10 protein-coding genes are annotated in these 17,451 nt (G+C 59.0%); 2 read left to right on the top strand and 8 right to left on the bottom strand.

All coding sequences use genetic code 11. The annotated features are described in order from the left end of the window. Positions 1–30: 30 nt before the first annotated feature. The 3 genes from zapE to ACZ0A4_RS18755 all read right to left on the bottom strand — a co-directional run bounded on the left by zapE (position 31) and on the right by ACZ0A4_RS18755 (position 3,225). On the bottom strand, positions 31–1,125 hold the full coding sequence (gene zapE / locus ACZ0A4_RS18745) for a cell division protein ZapE (RefSeq protein WP_053123668.1): 1,095 nt from the start codon (positions 1,123–1,125) through the stop codon (positions 31–33). 90 nt (positions 1,126–1,215) lie between these two features. Further along, entirely contained in the window at positions 1,216–2,571 is a 1,356-nt protein-coding gene (locus ACZ0A4_RS18750) for a tryptophan--tRNA ligase (protein WP_463575921.1), read from the bottom strand. A gap of 24 nt (positions 2,572–2,595) precedes the next feature. After that, positions 2,596–3,225, bottom strand: coding sequence for an alpha/beta hydrolase (locus ACZ0A4_RS18755; RefSeq protein ID WP_463575922.1), 630 nt, complete (start codon positions 3,223–3,225; stop codon positions 2,596–2,598). Between the two features lie 144 nt (positions 3,226–3,369). Between ACZ0A4_RS18755 and ACZ0A4_RS18760 the strand changes: the two genes are divergently transcribed. Beyond that, positions 3,370–3,804, top strand: a complete 435-nt coding sequence (locus ACZ0A4_RS18760; protein ID WP_007917055.1) for a Z-ring associated ZapG family protein — start codon at positions 3,370–3,372, stop codon at positions 3,802–3,804. Positions 3,805–4,054: 250 nt separating this feature from the next. Here the strand turns inward: ACZ0A4_RS18760 and ACZ0A4_RS18765 are convergent, their stop codons facing one another. Both ACZ0A4_RS18765 and ACZ0A4_RS18770 read right to left on the bottom strand, forming a co-directional pair. Beyond that, a complete protein-coding gene (locus tag ACZ0A4_RS18765; protein ID WP_141127568.1) occupies positions 4,055–4,792 on the bottom strand; it encodes a YiaD family glycine zipper/OmpA-like lipoprotein in 738 nt (245 codons plus the stop codon). 116 nt (positions 4,793–4,908) lie between these two features. Continuing rightward, the gene (locus ACZ0A4_RS18770) at positions 4,909–5,553 is read right to left on the bottom strand and encodes an MBL fold metallo-hydrolase (RefSeq protein ID WP_463575923.1); all 645 of its coding nucleotides are present in this window, start codon (positions 5,551–5,553) and stop codon (positions 4,909–4,911) included. 203 nt (positions 5,554–5,756) lie between these two features. Here ACZ0A4_RS18770 and ACZ0A4_RS18775 point away from each other — a divergent pair, with 203 nt between their 5' ends. Beyond that, on the top strand, positions 5,757–10,691 hold the full coding sequence (locus ACZ0A4_RS18775) for a M10 family metallopeptidase C-terminal domain-containing protein (RefSeq protein ID WP_463575924.1): 4,935 nt from the start codon (positions 5,757–5,759) through the stop codon (positions 10,689–10,691). A gap of 97 nt (positions 10,692–10,788) precedes the next feature. Here the strand turns inward: ACZ0A4_RS18775 and ACZ0A4_RS18780 are convergent, their stop codons facing one another. The 3 genes from ACZ0A4_RS18780 to ACZ0A4_RS18790 all read right to left on the bottom strand — a co-directional run bounded on the left by ACZ0A4_RS18780 (position 10,789) and on the right by ACZ0A4_RS18790 (position 17,426). Next, positions 10,789–13,521 (bottom strand): LuxR C-terminal-related transcriptional regulator, encoded by a 2,733-nt coding sequence (locus ACZ0A4_RS18780; RefSeq protein WP_463575925.1) that lies wholly within the window; start codon positions 13,519–13,521, stop codon positions 10,789–10,791. 623 nt (positions 13,522–14,144) lie between these two features. After that, positions 14,145–15,509, bottom strand: a complete 1,365-nt coding sequence (locus ACZ0A4_RS18785; RefSeq protein WP_463575927.1) for a DUF1329 domain-containing protein — start codon at positions 15,507–15,509, stop codon at positions 14,145–14,147. 27 nt (positions 15,510–15,536) lie between these two features. Beyond that, entirely contained in the window at positions 15,537–17,426 is a 1,890-nt protein-coding gene (locus tag ACZ0A4_RS18790; RefSeq protein ID WP_141127565.1) for a DUF1302 domain-containing protein, read from the bottom strand. Positions 17,427–17,451: the final 25 nt, after the last annotated feature.

A 17,451-nucleotide genomic window follows, 5' to 3' on the forward strand; every position in this document is an offset into this window, starting at 1 on the left:
GCAGGCCCTTTTTTTGTTTCGCGACTCTGTTTAAGGCTTATGCGCCCGCGACAGGAATTCGTGCGATTGCATCTCCAGCAAACGGCTCAGCGTGCGCTGGAATTCAAAATTCAAGCGGCCGCCGGTGTACAGATCCTTCAGCTCGACTTCAGCCGAAATGATCAGCTTGACGTTACGATCGTAGAACTCGTCGACCATGTTGATGAAACGACGGGCGATGTCGTCGGTGGTGACGCTCATCTGCTCGACACCGCTAAGCAACACGGCGTGGAAGATCTTGCCCAGCTCGATGTAGTCGTTCTGGCTACGCGGGCCGTCGCACAGTTCGCGGAAGTCAAACCACGCCACATCATCACAAGTGCGCAGGGCACGGATCTCGCGGTTCTCGATCATCAGCACATCGTTTTCGACCGCAGCAGTGCATTCCGGTGTCAGCGCACGGAAGCTTTTGCGCAGGCTTTCGTGGGACGCTTCGTCGAGCGGGAAGTGGAACAGCTCCGCCTGTTCGAGGTGACGCAGACGGTAGTCGACGCCGCTGTCGACGTTGACGATCTCGGTGTTCTGCTTGATCAGCGCAATCGCGGGCAAGAAGCGTGCGCGTTGCAAGCCGTCCTTGTACAAGCCATCGGGAACGATGTTCGAGGTCGCGACCAAGGTCACGCCATTCTTGAACAGCTCTTCCATCAGCGTACCGAGGATCATCGCGTCGGTGATGTCGGAGACGAAGAATTCATCGAAGCAGATCACCCGCGACTCATCGGAGAAGCGCTTGGCGATGATGGTCAGCGGGTTTTTCTCGCCGCCGAGGGTTTTCATCTCTTCGTGTACACGCTTCATGAAGCGGTGGAAGTGGGTGCGGGTCTTTTCCTTGAACGGCAGCGCTTCGAAGAAGGTGTCGACCAGGTAAGTTTTGCCGCGACCTACGCCGCCCCAGAAATACAGGCCCTTGACCGGCGTCTGATCTTTCTTGCCGAACAGCTTGCTCAGCAGACCCGGCTTGTTTTGATCGGCGGCGATCAGATCGTCGTACAGGCGCTGCAAATGACGCACAGCAGTTTCCTGCGCGGCGTCATGGAAGAAGTCCGGGCGTTTCAGATCAGCTTGGTATCGTTCTAGGGGCGTCATAATTCGTTAGCAAGGCAACAAAAACGGGCCGTCACTGTAGCGACGGCCCGTGGGAATGGCAATCGGCCCTTGGTCGGACCGTGCCGCCGATTAGTCCTGAACCGGGGTCAGCGCAACGCGCAGCGCCTCAATGGCTGCGTCCCGCGCAGCAGCGTCGGCGAATGCCGGGCTGTCCGCGACACACTCGCCTTCCAGCCACACGCTGAAGCTCAGGTCTTCGCTGCGTACATCCAGCGGTTGGCCGGCTTGCAGTTGCTTGGTCACCTGCCCGGCGGTTTTACCGTCGGCGAAGTTGCGCGACAGCAGCAATTGCTCACCATCGGCCGCTAGCAGACGGAAACGGAAGCTGCCATCGTCTTCACGGAAGCTGACGAAGCGAGCGGCTTTTGCGGCTTTCTTCTTGGTGGTCGCGGCAACCTGAACCTGATTGACGAAGGAGCGCAGGCCAACGGCTTCGCGCAGTTCGTTGAGGAACGGCGTGGCCACGGCGCGGGCCTTCCTGGCGCCAATCTGCAGGATGTCTTCCAGGTCTGCCGGACGCTCGATCAACTGATGATACTTGTCGCGCGCTTCGCCGAGATCGTTGTCGAGCAACTGGAACAGACGGTTCTTCGCCTCGCCCCAACCCAGACCACCGAGCAGTTCACTGCGGAACTCGTCAGCCTGCGCCGGCGTGGCGAAGGCCTGGAACAGGGTGAACAGGTGCGAGTTGTCCGGATCCTTGGCTTCGCCTGGCGCTTTGGAGTCGGTGACGATGCGCGAGATCGCGTCCTTCATCTCTTTGGCGCTGGAGAACAACGGGATGGTGTTGTCGTAGCTCTTCGACATCTTGCGACCGTCGAGGCCCGGCAACGTCGCCACGCTTTCTTCAATCAACGCTTCGGGCATGGTGAAGAACTCTTTGCCCTGACCGAACAGGTGGTTGAAACGCTGGCCGATGTCGCGGGCCATTTCCACGTGCTGGATCTGGTCACGACCGACCGGCACCTTGTGCGCGTTGAACATCAGGATGTCCGCGGCCATCAGCACCGGGTAGCTGTAGAGGCCCATGGTAATGCCGGCATCCGGGTCTTCACCGGTTTCGACGTTCTTGTCCACCGAGGCCTTGTAGGCGTGCGCACGGTTGAGCAGGCCCTTGGCGGCCACGCAGGTCAGCAGCCAGGTCAGCTCAGGGATTTCCGGGATGTCGGACTGGCGGTAGAAGGTCACGCGGTCGACATCGAGGCCACCGGCCAGCCAGGTCGCGGCGATTTCCAGACGCGAGCGCTGGATGCGCAGCGGGTCATCGCATTTGATCAGGGCGTGGTAGTCGGCCAGAAAGTAGAACGAATCGGCATTGCTGTCGCGGCTGGCAAGGATCGCCGGGCGGATGGCGCCGGCGTAGTTGCCCAGGTGCGGCGTGCCGGTGGTGGTGATGCCGGTGAGGATACGGGTACGGTTCGTCATGGGTAATCGCTTGTCAGACTGCAATCAATTCGAGAGACGCGGCAGGATCAGATCCTTGAGATCGGTCAGCTTGCCATGAAAAAAGTGTCCGCATTCTGCCACTTTCAGCAGCTCATGGGGGCGCTGGAGTTTTTCCGACCAGTCGTAAACCAGCTGTGGATCGATGACTTCGTCGGTTTCTGGCTGGATCACCGTGAGTTCACCCTGCTGCGGCAGTTGATCCTGTTCGCCCAGACGCATCACCGCCGGCGCGACCATGAACAGATGTTTTAGCTGCACGCCCTGCGCTTCGAGACGACCGCCGAGACTTGCTGCAACAAATCCGCCGAAGGAAAAACCGAACAGGGTCAGCGGCAGATCCGGGTGTTTCTCGCGCAGCCACTTGGCGGCGGCCTGAGCATCGTCGACCTCGCCGGTGCCCATGTCGTGGGAACCTTCGCTGGCACCAACGCCGCGATAGTTGAAGCGCAAGGTAATCAGGCCCGCGTCGCGCGCGGTGCGCTGCAGGGTCGAGACGACTTTGTTGAGCATGGTGCCGCCCTGCACCGGGTTCGGATGGCAGATCAGCGCGATGCCGATTGGCTGCTCGTTATCCAGGTACAGAGACTCAAGTTGACCCACCGGGCCGTCAATCACTACAGGGGTTTCACGCATCAGCAAGGAAGGAACTCCGTGACCTCGAATCGGGTCGACTCGTCTAGCAAATTGTCTGTGCCAATCTATTGCGAGTGAATCGCGGTATACAGCGCAGGTTCGAGCCGTTAACGTAAAGCAAAGCCGTTTATAGAGGAAGGACTCGTGGAACACTCGCTCTTAGTTTGGTTGTTACCGACTCTTGCCCTGGTTGTGGGTGTCGCCATTGGATTCCTGATCGCGCGCGTTGCGCCGAACGCCGCGCCGAGCCGTACGCAGCGTCAACTGGATGATATCCAGGAGCGTTTCGACAGTTATCAAAACGAGGTGGTCACCCACTTCAACAGCACTGCGATGCTGGTCAAGAAACTGACCCAGAGCTATCAGGAAGTGCAGGATCATCTCGCCGAGGGCGCCAATCGTCTGGCCCTGGACGAGCAGACCCGCCAGCGCCTGATAGCCGCCCTGCACGCTGACGCGGCAGTCGCGCCACGTGAACGCCTGACGCCACCGCGCGATCAGGAGCCGCCGCGCGACTACGCACCGAAGACCCCGAACTCGCCGGGCATGCTCGATGAGCACTATGGTCTGAAGAAGTAATCAGCCTGCGCTGACAAACAAAAAGCCCCCGGACAGTGATGTGTCCGGGGGCTTTTTTGTGTCTGTAATCTTCGGTGTTTGTAGCGGCCCCTTCGCGAGCAAGCTCGCTCCCACAAGGTTAAGTGTGGAACACAGGTTTTGTGTACACCATCAATACCTGTGGGAGCGAGCTTGCTCGCGATGAGGCCGGCACTGCCCAACAAAAAATGCCCGATCAGCGGATCGGGCATTTGTTCATTCAGGCAAGCGCTTACGGATACTGCTGAACCGTACCCGGCTGCTGTTGCTGCTGACCACCATACTGCTGGCCCGGGATCGCCTTCAGGTTGACCTCGACCCGACGGTTTTGCGCCCGGCCATTCACGTCGCCGTTGCTGGCAATCGGATTATCCGGACCGGCACCACGGGCCGAGAGGTTGGCACCGCTGACACCCTGCGAAGTCAGGTAGGTCGCCACGCTCTGCGCACGACGCTGGGACAGGTCCATGTTGTGCTGACGGCTACCGGTGCTGTCGGTGTAGCCAACGATTTCGATCTGGTTCTGGCTGAACTCTTTCAACGAACCCGCGAGATTATTCAGCGGTTGGTAGAAGCTGGAGGCGATGTTCGCCGAATCGGTAGCGAAGGTAATGTTGCCCGGCATGATCAGCTTGATCTGATCGCCCTGACGCTGCACTTCAACACCGGTGTTGGCCATGCTGGCGCGCAGCTTGGCTTCCTGCTTGTCAGCGTAGTAGCCGTAACCGGCCGCCGAAGCACCGACCACGGCCGCACCGATCAAGGCGCCCTTGCCACGATTGTTGTGGTCGATGGCGGCACCGGCCAGTGCACCGGCCAGCGCACCGAGGCCACCGTACTTGGCGGTTTTGCTCATGCCCTGCGAGCCACCGTCGGCCTGGCCCTGATTGTCATACGGGTTAGGCGAGGCACAGCCGGACAGCAAGGCCACGGCAGTAGCGACAATAATCAAACGACGCTTGGTGAACATGAAGAGCTCCTACTTTTGTGCATTCTGTGGTGCAGCGGCCGTTTGGCAATAAACCTCTGCGGGCGTTGGATCATCACTCTGCGCAAAAATTCCGCCGCACACTCGTGACAAAATATTTAGGCGCGCACAAACGGGTTTTCGCGCATTTCATCCCCCAGACGCGTGTCCGGCCCATGTCCGGTCACTACGGTCGCGTCCTCGTCCAAGGTGTATAGCCGCTGCTTGATCGAACGCACGATGGTCGCCTGATCACCGCCCCACAAATCCGTGCGCCCTACGCCGCGACGAAACAACGTGTCACCGGCAATCAACAGCTTAGCCTCGGAAAACCAAAAACTCATGGAACCGGGTGTATGTCCCGGCGTATGCAGGGCAACGCCGCAACCGCAGGCCAGCTCTTCATCGTCGTTCAACCAGCGATCGGGCGATGGCACCGGGGTGTATGGCACACCGAACATCTGGCACTGCATTTCGAGGTTGTCCCAAAGGAACTGGTCTTCCTTGTGCAAATGCAGGGTCGCGCCGGTTTTCTCCTTCATCTGCCCGGAGGCGAGGAAGTGATCGAGATGCGCGTGGGTATGGATGATGCTGACCACTTTCAAGCCATGCGCATCGAGGCGCGCCATGATCAGATCAGGGTTACCGCCGGGATCGACGACGATAGCTTTCTTGGTGACCGGATCGCCGATGATCGTGCAATTGCACTGGAGCGGGCCGACGGGGAAGGTTTCACGAATGAGTGTTGGGGTGAGTACAGACATGACAAATCCTGGACGAACGGCGATGAGGTTTGTTGGAGGATTCTACTGCACCTGCCGATACAGAAAGCCCGGTCAGTTATTTGACACCACTGATCGGATAGATAGTGGCGTAACGATATCAAGCTCGCTGTTTATCGTGCAAAATCGCATTTTTTTGTAGCGGTCGCATTCAGGAAGGGCCGCAGAGCACTCAGGAAATACACATGCCTACGCCTAGAAGTTACTCCTTCAGTTTCCCATCATCTCTGACCGGCAACGTCGTCGTTGATAGTCTTATCTCCGGTACTTATTGGCTGGGCGCCAACTGGGGCAAAGGTGGGCCAACCAGCTTGAGCTATAGCTTCATGGCCCCCGGCAGCTCCTATTTCATCAATAACTACAGCCCGGTCAACGAATACAACGCACTCTATGAGCTGACATCCGGCCAGAAAATGGCGGTCAACTATTCGCTGGGCACATGGGCGGCGGTGACCAATTTAAGTTTCTCCCTAACCACCGATACGCTGACGAACGTGGGTGACCTGCGTTTCGGCGGCTATCGACTGATGGACAATAAAACCGCGGCCTGGGCCTATTTCCCTGACAATTCACCGGCCGGCGGCGATGTATGGATTGGTCCGCAAACCAGCGAAGCGACTCCGCTGAAGGGCTCTTACGATGTCATGACGTTCATCCATGAGATCGGCCATTCATTGGGTCTCAAGCATCCATTCGACACCAGCGATAGCAACAAAACACTGCTGGACCCGTCACTGGATGATGTTCATTTCACGGTGATGAGCTACAACAGCAACTATTCCTATCAGCCGACAACGCCGATGGTGCTCGACATCATTGCGATTCAGAGTCTGTACGGCGTCAACACCCTCTGGCAGGCCGGAGACAACGTTTACAAGTGGACGCCTGACCAGTCGATTTTTGAAACCATCTGGGACGCTGGCGGTAACGACACCATTGACGGCAGCAACCAGCTTTCCGCAGTCAAGATCAACCTCACGGAAGGCGCCTACAGCGAGATCGGCAAGGCTTTCACAGACCTGAATACTCAGACGCAAATCCATGATGGTCTGGCGATTGCCTACGGCACGAAAATCGAGAATGCCGTTGGCTCCGCCTTCGATGATGTCTTGATCGGCAACGCTCTCAACAATGCCCTTAATGGCATGGCCGGCGCAGACTCGATGACCGGTGGCGATGGTAACGACGTTTACTATGTCGATAACGTCGGCGATACCGTCGTCGAACTCGCGAACGCCGCCTCGGGCATCGACACCGTCATTTCGTCCATCACCTACTCGTTGGGCAACAACGTCGAGAACCTGACGCTGACGGGCATCGACAATCTCAACGCCACGGGCAATGCGCTGAACAACGTTTTACTTGGCAATAGCGGCAATAACTTTATCGACGGTGGCAGCGGTGCAGATTACATGGCCGGCGGCGCTGGCAATGACACTTACATTGTCGACAACGCTGGCGACGTAGTCAGCGAGACCAGCACTCTGCCAGGCGAAATTGACAATGTGCTCTCCTCGGTCAGCTTCGTACTGGGCGCCAACATAGAAAACATCACCCTCACCGGTACGGGTAACACCTTCGCGCTGGGTAACGCGCTCAACAACGTACTGATTGGCAACGACGGCAACAACCAACTGGCGGGTGGCGCCGGGCTGGACACCATGATTGGCGGCAAAGGCGATGACATCTATGCCCTTGATCAGGCCGGCGAACTCAATCTTGTCCAGGAGATAGCCAACGAAGGTGTCGATACCTTGCAGATCGTCTATTCGGCGATGCCGCAGACCAGCCTGATCGATTTGAACGTCAGCAACCTGCAAAACTTCGAGAACGTTACGCTGCTGGGCAGCGGCAACTTTACTGTCCTCGGCAACAGCCTGAACAACACCCTGATCGGTAACGCCGACAGCAATATTCTCAATGGCGGAACCGGTGCCGACACGATGATCGGCGGCGCTGGCAATGACACTTATATCGTCGACAACGTCGGTGATGTAGTCAGTGAAACCAGCACGCTGGCCAACGAGATCGATACCGTGCAAGCGTCGATCAGTTATGTTCTGGGCAACAACCTGGAAAACCTGACCATCACCGGTACCGACAATCTCAACGCCACAGGCAATACTCTCAACAACACGTTGATCGGCAACAGTGGCAACAACATTCTCGATGGCGGAGCCGGCGCAGACTTCATGGCCGGCGGCACTGGCAACGACACCTACATCGTCGACAATGCCGGCGACGTGGTCAGCGAAACCAGCACCCTGGCGAGCGAAATCGATAATGTGCGCGCCTCGGTCAGCTATGTACTGAGCGCAAACGTCGAAAACATCACCCTGACCGGCAACGCCGACACCTTCGCGCTGGGTAATGCGCTGGACAACGTGCTGATCGGCAACGATGGCAATAACCAACTCGCCGGCGGCGCGGGGCTGGACACCATGATCGGTGGCAAGGGCAATGATATTTATGCGCTGGACCAGGCCGCAGAACTGGCACTTGTTCAAGAGCTGGCCAACGAGGGCATCGATACCCTGCAGCTCACCTATTCCGCCACGCCACAGACCAGCACAGTTGATCTGAACGACAGCAATCTACGCAATTTCGAAAACGTTACGCTATTGGGCAGCGGTAATTTCACGCTCATTGGCAACAGCGCCAGCAACACCCTGATCGGTAACGCTGACAACAATCTCATTGACGGCGGCGCAGGCGCAGACTTCATGGCTGGCGGCGCCGGCAATGACACCTACATCGTCGACAATGCCGGTGACGTGGTCAGCGAAACCAGCACCCTGGCCAATGAAATCGACACGGTACTTTCCTCGGTCAACTACGTTCTTAGCACAAACGTTGAAAACCTCACCCTCACCGGCACCGCTGATATCTTCGCGCTGGGCAACACGCTGGATAACGTACTGATCGGCAACGACGGCAATAACCAGTTGTCCGGTGGTGCCGGTCTCGACACGATGATCGGTGGCAAAGGCAATGACACCTACGCACTCGATCAGTCCGGTGAACTGACACTGATCCAGGAACTGGCCAACGAGGGGACCGACACCCTGCTTCTGACCTATGCCGCGACTTCGCAGATCGTCGACATGAGCATCAGCAACCTGCAGAACGTCGAGAACCTCACGCTGCTCGGAAGTGGCAGCTTTGCAGTGGTCGGCAACGGCCTGAACAACGTGCTGACCGGGAACGCCGACAACAACATCCTCAACGGCGGCGCGGGCGCAGACACCCTGAATGGCGGTGCCGGCAATGACACCTATGTGGTCGATAACATCGGCGATGTGGTCATCGAAAACGGCACGTCGACGTCAGAAATTGACCTGGTTTATTCCTACATCAATTACACGCTGGGCAACAACGTCGAAAACCTCACACTGGTGGGCACTGACAATATCAATGCGACAGGCAACGCCCTCAACAACGTGTTGAACGGCAACAGTGCCAACAACATACTGGACGGCGGCGCAGGCGCAGACTTCATGGCTGGCGGCGCCGGCAATGACACCTACATCGTCGACAATGCCGGTGACGTGGTCAGCGAAACCAGCACCCTGGCGAGCGAAATCGACACCGTGCGGTCTTCGATCAACTACGTCCTCGGCGCCAATGTCGAAAACCTCACCCTCACCGGCACCGCTGATATCTTCGCGCTGGGCAACACGCTGGATAACGTACTGATCGGCAACGACGGCAATAACCAGTTGTCCGGTGGTGCCGGTCTCGACACGATGATCGGTGGCAAAGGCAATGACACCTACGCACTCGATCAGTCCGGTGAACTGACACTGATCCAGGAACTGGCCAACGAGGGGACCGACACCCTGCTTCTGACCTATGCCGCGACTTCGCAGATCGTCGACATGAGCATCAGCAACCTGCAGAACGTCGAGAACCTCACGCTGCTCGGAAGTGGCAGCTTTGCAGTGGTCGGCAACGGCCTGAACAACGTGCTGACCGGGAACGCCGACAACAACATCCTCAACGGCGGCGCGGGCGCAGACACCCTGAATGGCGGTGCCGGCAATGACACCTATGTGGTCGATAACATCGGCGATGTGGTCATCGAAAACGGCACGTCGACGTCAGAAATTGACCTGGTTTATTCCTACATCAATTACACGCTGGGCAACAACGTCGAAAACCTCACACTGGTGGGCACTGACAATATCAATGCGACAGGCAACGCCCTCAACAACGTGTTGAACGGCAACAGTGCCAACAACATACTGGACGGCGGCGCAGGCGCAGACTTCATGGCTGGCGGCGCCGGCAATGACACCTACATCGTCGACAATGCCGGTGACGTGGTCAGCGAAACCAGCACCCTGGCGAGCGAAATCGACACCGTGCGGTCTTCGATCAACTACGTCCTCGGCGCCAATGTCGAAAACCTCACCCTCACCGGCACCGCTGATATCTTCGCGCTGGGCAACACGCTGGATAACGTACTGATCGGCAACGACGGTAATAACCAGTTGTCCGGTGGTGCCGGTCTCGACACGATGATCGGTGGCAAAGGCAATGACACCTACGCACTCGATCAGTCCGGTGAACTGACACTGATCCAGGAACTGGCCAACGAAGGGACCGACACCCTGCTGCTGACCTATGCCGCCACGCCACAAACCAACCTTGTCGATCTTGGTATCAGCAATCTGGTGAACGTGGAAAACGTCACGCTGTTGGGGGGCGGTAATTTCACCTTGACTGGCAACAGCCTGAACAACGTGCTGACCGGCAACGCCGACAACAACACTCTCAACGGCGGCGCCGGGGCGGATACTCTTACTGGCGGTGCGGGTGCAGACACATTTGTTTTTGGCAGCGTCAACGAAATCGGGATGGGCACCAGCCGCGATATGATCACCGACTTCAACAGCCTGCAGGGCGACAAGATTGACCTGACGCAGTTTGATGCCAACCTGCTGAATGCCGGCTTCAATGGCTTCAGTTTCATCGGTGCAGCTGACTTCACCGGCGCAGGACAACTGCGTTTCGTCGATCACATGCTCTCTGGCAACGTGAGCGGCAATGCCGGTGCGGACTTCGAAATCCAGCTTGTCGGTGTGAACAGTTTCAGCGCCAACGACCTGGTAGCCTGATACAACCCGTTGCCCGACCTGATCGCAGGTCGGAAAAGGCGAAAAAACGCCCCGATTGATTCGGGGCGTTTTTGCTTGCGTCGACGTCACTCAGGCGTTACGGCAAAACCCCTAAATCTTTGGCCCGGGCCACGGCCTGTGTGCGCCGCTCGACCCCCAGTTTGCTGTTGATGTGGCTGGCATGGGTTTTCACGGTGTGCAACGAAATGAACAACTGCTCGCTGATTTCCTGGTTCGAACAGCCTTGAGCGATCAAGCGCAGTACCGCCAGTTCGCGACTGCTCAATTGTTCGGTCGTGCCGGACTCGACGCTCGGACGGGATACCGCAGGCGGGTAGTGTTCCAGCAAGTATTGTGCAGCCAATGCAGGCGAAGTCAGCAGTTGGCCGCGCAACCAGTCCACATGTCCTTTCACCAACGCCTCGAAAGGCTGCAGAGCGCCACCAACCGCTGCCTCCAGTGCCTGACTCAGTGCTTTTCTGGCCTCCGGCTCACGCCCCCCCACCAGCAGCAACGCCACCTTCTGCGTCAACGCCATCACACTGAGCAACTGCCGGCCGGTTTGCTGACCATTTTCATGCAATACGTTCAACCGCCCTTCGGCGAGCATGGGTTGCCCTTGAATCAGGTCCAGTAACGCCTGTTGCAACTCCACATGCAGCGGCAGCTGTGGATGAAACTCCGGTGGCGCAGCGGCGCGCTCGCCGGTGTAAGTCTGGCCCAGTCGTGCGAGCCACGCCTCGGCCAGATCAGTGCGGCCCTGCGCCAGCCACAGTTCACATTTGACCAGGGTGATCATCGCCAGGTAGTAGATCGGCGGCACGTCCCAGATATGCATCAGGCGTTCGGCTTCAGCGAGTTCGGCAAAGGCCTTGGCGAACTCGCCAGTGGCGCCGTCCAGGCGGGCGATCACACAGTGGCCGATCAACACGCTGATATCGCGACAGGCCCGCGCCTCGCCGATCCCGGCCATCAAACGCACGCGCGCTGCCTGAGGCTGCAAGCGCATGGCCAACAGAAAGCCCTCGTACAGCGTCAGCCGCGCTCGAACCGCGTACAGGCGTTGTGGCGACAAGCCGCGCAAGCGCTCCAGGCCCTGATGAACTTCGTCGAGGGCGCGCAGGATTTCGCCGCGAGCCTGCAACACCCGCGCACGGTCGTAATGCGCCAGCGCTTCGAACAGCGGATTGCCGACACGCTGCGCCAGTTCCAGGGATTCGCGGTTAAGACCGCGAGCACGCCACAGATCGCCGTCGGCAATGGCCAGATTGGACAGGGTTGACAGACACATCAGCCGCTGGCCATAACGTTTGGCCGGCAGGCTTTCCAAGGCTTCGCTGCAATACCTGAGCGTCAGCTCACGATGGCCTCGGCCGCGGGCAATGATTCCGCTCAGAGCCAACCACTGCGCCAGCATCGACTTCTGTGCGGTGGCAGAAGGTGCCGGCAGGAAGCGACTCAGGTGGCTGGACAACTCTTCGGCGGCATCAAGCTGACAGGCCAGTCCCAGTGCCCAACTGTAGAGAACGATCAGACGCGGCGTGCTGATCAGCAAGCTGTCGGGCAAGTCCATTTTCCAGCGCAGCAGCATGCCGACGTTTTGCTCGGCCAGCAGTTGCTCCTCGGAGAGGTTCTGCACCAGGTTCGCGGCGACATCGAGGTGGCCGGCGCGCAACGCCTGCTCGACCGCCTCATCCAGCAGCCCTTGTGCGTTGAACCAGCGACAGGCACGCAGGTGCAGCGTGGCCGTCGGCACCATCGCTTGGGCAATCGGCCGGGTGCGCAACAGATCCGAGAACAGATGGTGATAGCGATACCAGTGACCGTGCTCGTCCAGCGGCACCAGAAAGACCTGATGCGCCAGCAGAAAACGCAGGATCCCGGCGCTGTCATGAGCTTCACGCACGGCATCGCACAGTTCGCTGCAAAAACGCTCTTGCGGTGCGGTGTCGTAGAGAAAGGCCTGTACTTCGGCGGGCAGGCAATCGATGACCTCTTCGAGCAGATAATCGCGGATAAGCCCTTCCCCGCCGTTCAGCGCTTGTGGCAACGCCGCATCACTGCCCGCTTCGGACACCGCCAGCAGCCAGAAACGCAAACCGGCGACCCAGCCTTCACTGCGCTGGATCAGGTTTTCCAGCGCCTCACCGCGCAACGAACTGCTGTGGCGATCGAGCAAGGCCAGGGCTTCGTCGTGGGTCAGGCGCAGATCCGCCTCATGCAGTTCCAGTAACTGCCGGGACAGACGCAAGCGTGCCAGATGCCAGTCCGGACGCTGGCGGCTGGTGACCATGACCAGCAAGCCATCGGGCAGATGGTTGAGGAAAAATTGCAGGCAGCGATCGAGCACCGGGCCTTGCGCAAGATGGTAATCGTCGAGCACCAGTAGCAGCGGTGCGCCGGGGTCGAGGTGCAGGGTCAGTTCATCCAGCAAGCCGTCGAGCCATTCTTCGAAGGCAAACGGCTGATGGCGCTGGCGCATTTTCAGCAGTCCCAGTGCGCGACTGCCCAGTTGCGGAAAGTAGTCCTGCAAGCCTTCAAGCAAACGTTCAAGAAAGCGTCCGGGGTCGCTGTCGCGAGGACTCAGGCCCAGCCAGAGGCTTTGCCAGTGCGCCGGCAGACTCTGACAGAACTCCACCGCCAGCGAACTCTTGCCGAACCCGGCGGGGGCGCTGACCAGCAACAGCCGCCCACCGAGCCCGGCCTGCAGGCGCTCGCAAAGACGTGGTCGCAAGACGTAGCCGTCGGGCAACGGCGGGCGAAAAAAACGCCCGTCCAGTGCCGCGACGGCAACGCTTGCGGGACCCGGAAGTGGGGACAGATCAGTCATGGCCGGCTCTTGTTCGAATTGCTGTTGGCGGCGTTGCAGATGTCCGCAGACTAGCCTTAAACGTACCGGGAATGAAGGTTGCTGCTACAAATGGCTACAAAAGTCTTTCCAGAATGCGCCATCCCCCCCATTTTCGACCTGGAGCTGCCGAAGGCTGCGATCTTTTGATCTGCTTTGGCTCCTGCTTTTGATCTGGCTTTTGATTTCGCCCCCATCGGCAGGCCGAGCGAAGGTGTTCATCCGGAGCAGGCGCGCAGCGCCGTGCAGCGTAGCCGCATACATCGAGAGGAGGCGCAGCGAAGCAAACCGTAGGCGATGCCCCCGGATGAACACCGTAGCGAGGGAACACTGAGCCTGAGCGAAGTGCCGTACGCCGGGGGCCAAGCCTTTTGGTTCCTTTTTGGCGTTTGAAAAAGGGACTCGCTGTAAGAGCGAAACCGCCAGAGGCCCCAACCGCAGCAACGGATATGCCCCCAAAACCCACGGTCCAAACAAAAGATCAAAAGATCGCAGCCTTCGGCAGCTCCTACAAAAGCGGATCGAAGGAGCGGAGGCCGCGCAAAAAAAACGCCCCGAACCAGTCGGGGCGTTTTCACGAGGATGCGGCCTCGGGTTACAGCGGGTTAGCGAACACCATCCTGACGCAGTGCGGCCGGGGTGAAATCGCTGGTGGTGGCGGTGAAACCGAAGTCATACGCCTGTTTCTCTTCGTTCTTCATGCCCAGTGCCAGATAGCGGCCGGACTGCAGGTCGTAGAGGGTTTCCAGGGCATACCACGGCACTTGCTTGTCGTAGTAGTTCTCGGCGTGCGCTTCGGCGACGCGCCACAGTTGACCACGACCGTCGTAGTGGTCGATCACCGCCGCTTGCCAGGTGTCTTCGTCGATGTAGAAGTCACGCTTGGCGTAGATGTGACGCTGACCTTCCTTCAGTGTCGCAACCACATGCCAGACGCGGCGCAGCTCGTAACGCGCCAGATCCTGGTTGATGTGACCGGCCTTGATGATGTCGGCGTACTTCAGTTTCGGATCGTCGAGCTTGTAGCTGTCGGAGGCGATGTACATCTCTTTCTTGCCTTCGAGCTTCCAGTCGTAGCGATCCGGGGCACCGTTGTACATGTCGAGGTTGTCGGAGGTTCGCAGACCATCCGCCGCAGTACCCGGGCCGTCATAGGACACTTGTGGCGCCCGGCGCACACGACGCTGGCCGGCGTTGTAGACCCACGCCGAACGTGGTTCTTTCACCTGGTCGAGAGTCTCGTGCACCAGCAATACACCACCGGCCAGACGCGCCGGCGCGGTTACTTTCTGCTTGAAGTAGAACAGGATATTGCCCGGGTTCGCCGGATCGTAGTCCTTCATCTTGTCGCGGAACACGAACTGATCCTGGAAGTACACCAGGCTGTACGAGCCGTTCGGTTGCGGCGTGGCCTGGGTCACCAGACGAGTCACGCTGCCACCGCGATAGCGGGTGATGTGGTTCCAGATCACTTCCACGCCGCTCTTCGGAATCGGGAACGGTACTGCGGTTTCAAAGTTTTCCAGACCGTTGCCGCCGGACACCAGATTGGTGTTGGTGGCGTTTTTCTTGATCGCGGCGAACACGTCATCCGGCACGGTCGCGCCACGGTGGGACGGATAGACCGGCATCTTGAAGGTGTCCGGGTAGCGCTTGAACATCGCGTATTGGCCCGGCGCCAGCTTGTCCTTGTACTTGTCGACATCCTTGGCCGTGATGGTGAACAGCGGTTGTTCACTGGCGTAAGGGTTGGACAGGAAACCACGCGCGTCGACCGTGCCGGCGTTTTTTGCCAGCGGCTTCCACGCCGGGATCGAATTGTCGGCGTTGCCGGCCATTTCCGCGCCCATCGGGGTCAGGCTTTTACCCAGCTTGTCCGCTTCGGCAGCGGGCACCGCCGCCATGACACCTGTCGCCAGCAGCGACAGGCCCAGAACACCGGCGTGGAACAGACTCTTTGTTATTTTCATATGTGTGTTCGTCCTGAAATGCAGTGCTTAGAAGTTCACGCCGAAGCTGAGCGCAACGAAGTCGCGGTCATCCACAGTGGTGTACTTGCCGTCGAAGAAGTTGGTGTAGGCCAGGCTCGCGGTGTAGGTGTTCTGGTATTCGGCATCAACACCCAGACTGACCGCCTTGCGACCTTCCTCGAAGTTACCGCCAGGGCCTGGCGAGTAACCACTGACGTCGTGGGACCAGGCCACGTTCGGCTTGAGGTTCACACCGGCGAAGACGTCGTTGTATTCCCAGATGGCGCGACCGCGGTAGCCCCACGACATCGATGTGGTGAAGCCATCGTTGTCGCAATTGCGGCTGCGGTTGTTCTGCGGCGAGCCCGGCCCGGCACCATTGATGGTGCTGGCGTTGAGGATGTTGGCGCAGGTATTGACACCGCCAGTGGCCGGCAACTCACCCGGGCCATACACCGGATCGCGGCCATAACGCATGTCGGATCGGCTTTCCAGCCCGCCGACGTAGGTCGCGCCGACTTCACCGACGAGGGTCAGGCGGCTGGCGCCCATGACCTGATCGAAGAAGTGCGTGAACGTTGTCTGGATCTGGGTGATTTCCTTGCGCTCGTAACCGTGCAGATCCTGACCCGGCACGCCATTGAGTATCGAAGCATTGGTCAGTGCGCCGCCGATCGGACGCACACCGGCGAACAGGATGTCGGTGGAGTTCAGTTGTACCGGCGCGTTCGGACGGTAGCTGATCTCACCGCTCCACGCCGTACCGGTAGGCAGGGTGGTGGAGAAACTCAGACCGTAGAGGCGAATGTCTTCAGGGTATTCAATGAAGTAGTTCGAGTTACCCGCGACCAGCAGTGGTGCGAGTGCCGCAAACGGCCCCGGCAGCGCGCGCGCGGTGTTGTAGACCGATTGCGGCGCACCGGTGGCGCTGAAGATCGGCGCACGGCTGTGATAGTTCATGAAGTAGGCGCCGAACTCGGTGTCGAGCGGCTCGTACATGTACTTGAAGGACGCGCCCCACTGACCGCTGTCGCGGGCATCGCGGTCCGGACCACGGCGCACCAGAACGCCTTCTTCGTTGACGTTGACACCGTTGGCCGCCAGTGGCCCCAGGGCGATGGCCGGGATTTGCGAACGCTTGTTCAGCACGCGCAGGTTGTCGTTGCAACCGTCGGCCACGATGTCCGGCTGCGAGAAGAACGTGCCGCAGTTATCGACGACGGTCTGGTCCCATTCCAGCTGATAGAACGCTTCGGCCGAGAGGTTTTCGGTCAGGCTCTGGGACACGTAGAACATGTTGACCGGGATCAGGCCTTCCTTGATCTCGGCGCCCGGACGACGGAACGCGGAGACGTCGATCGGGTTGATCGAGTTGATGCCGCCGCCGATGAAGGTACTTTCACCCCAGCTCACCACCTGCTTGCCCAGACGCACGGAACCCGGCTGATCGGCAATCGAGTAATTGTGGTAGACGAAGGCGTCGAGGATCTGGCCGCCGGACGATTTGGCGCCCTCTTTGCGACCCGAATCGCTGATGTCCTTGAACTCGCGGCTTTCATCCTTGAGTTCGAAGTCGTACCAGTACTTGCCACGGACGAACACGCCGGTGTCGCCGTATTTCAGTTCAAGGTCATGAATGCCCTTGAAGATCTTCGAAAAGGTTTCACCGCTTTTGAAGTTGGCGTGACCGTCGTCGGACGTCTGCGACAGGCCGTGGCCGCCATTGTTGACGCCGATGAGGTTCTTGTTCGGGCTCTGAGTAGACCAACTGGCACCGATCGACAGGGATGAGTCGAACTGGCCTTCGATTTCACCGACGTTGAAACTGACGCCGAATGCGGGCCCGGCGAGCGAAGAGGCAAGACTGACCGCCAGAGGCAGTTTCGCCCGGCGCCAGAACTGGTTTACTGAGGTCATCGACGCTACTCCATGTGCATTATTG

The sequence above is a fragment of the Pseudomonas sp. AC172 genome, assembly GCF_979258595.1.